2 protein-coding genes are annotated in these 1,161 nt (G+C 68.6%); one reads left to right on the top strand and one right to left on the bottom strand.

The genetic code is table 11. The annotated features are described in order from the left end of the window. Positions 1 to 174: 174 nt before the first annotated feature. The gene (gene gvpO / locus KN815_RS49190) at positions 175 to 477 is read right to left on the bottom strand and encodes a gas vesicle protein GvpO (protein ID WP_216348213.1); all 303 of its coding nucleotides are present in this window, start codon (positions 475 to 477) and stop codon (positions 175 to 177) included. Between the two features lie 390 nt (positions 478 to 867). Between gvpO and KN815_RS49195 the strand changes: the two genes are divergently transcribed. Beyond that, on the top strand, positions 868 to 1,083 hold the full coding sequence (locus tag KN815_RS49195; protein ID WP_216348214.1) for an I78 family peptidase inhibitor: 216 nt from the start codon (positions 868 to 870) through the stop codon (positions 1,081 to 1,083). Positions 1,084 to 1,161 lie beyond the last annotated feature (78 nt).

Here is a 1,161-nt window from a genome sequence, read left to right on the forward strand (position 1 = left end):
CGGCACCTGTTCAACCGGATGATCGGACAGCTCTACCACTGCCTGCAGAGCCGACAGCTCTTCGACGAGCAACACGCGTTCACCTCCGGTCCTTCAGCGGCTCTGGCCACGGCGGCTTGACTTGTTACGCACGCGAGATGTCTCTCGTGTCGGTGGGCGTCCGGCGCGCCGCCGTCAGCGGCGGTCGCTCCGGCCGCGCTCATAGCGACGGAGGCGGCGGTATCCGGTGAGCAGGCCGTCCGGGTCGAGAGTCACCTCGTACAGGGCCATCAGGCTCATCGTCTCCGGCACCCGGGCCAGCTCCACCACCTCGGCCTCCAGCAGCCACCCCTCGTCGGTCCGCTCCAGACGGGGGAGGGCCTCGGGGTACAGACCGGTCAGCTCGACGAGCTGGTCCCGGGCGGCACGCAGGAGTGCCAGCGGGCTCGGGCCGCCGGCCGCCGTCTTTTCGGGGGTTTCATCTGATCTGTCAGTCATGTTGGCTCCGGTGGCGGCGGGTACCGCGTCCCGGTGGGCGTAAACCTCGACGTTCGGCCCCGAGGCCCCGGCGATTTGTGGTGGAATTGTGTGCTCCGGAGGGGTCCGGGCAGCGCTATTCCGGCCGCTGTGCGAATTGCTCGAAAGACGTCGGCGGTGTCCGGTCGTCCATACCGGAGCCGGTCGTTTGACGCGGGATATCGACGAAAACTCGCAATCATCTTCGAGGGGTCAACACAAGCCCCGGAAGAGTGATGAAGTCGCCCACAAACCCGGGCGTGTTTTCTGTGACACAAGTGTGACGAATGGCGGCCGTGAGAGGCATGAGGCAGTGGCAGTCCTTCGCCACTCTGGGTTTGCCCCGCGTGGAGAGCCACCTACGGTGGCGTCATGGGACCTGTACCGAACCATCCGGCCGAACCCGACGACGACCTCGACAGCTATGTGGGCCTCGATGCCCGGACCGCCGAGGAGCGGGCGCGCACACGCGGCTGGAGCACCGTACGGACGCTTCCGCCGGGCGCGATCATCACGATGGAGTATCTGCGCGGGCGGATCGACTTCGAGGTGGACGACGGCACCGTGAAGCGCTGCTGGCGCGGCTGACCGGCCCGGATCCGCGCCGGTGGGCCCCCGGGTCCGCCCCGGCGGGCCCCGGATCCGCGCCGGTGGGCCGGTGCGCCC

The sequence above is a fragment of the Streptomyces niphimycinicus genome (assembly GCF_018883605.1).
Classification (GTDB): Bacteria; Actinomycetota; Actinomycetes; order Streptomycetales; family Streptomycetaceae; genus Streptomyces; species Streptomyces niphimycinicus.

Bases quoted from the DNA above. Each gene is read 5' to 3' on its own strand.
- gvpO (WP_216348213.1), bottom strand. From the start codon at position 477: ATGACTGACAGATCAGATGAAACCCCCGAAAAGACGGCGGCCGGCGGC.
- KN815_RS49195 (WP_216348214.1), top strand. From the start codon at position 868: ATGGGACCTGTACCGAACCATCCGGCCGAACCCGACGACGACCTCGAC.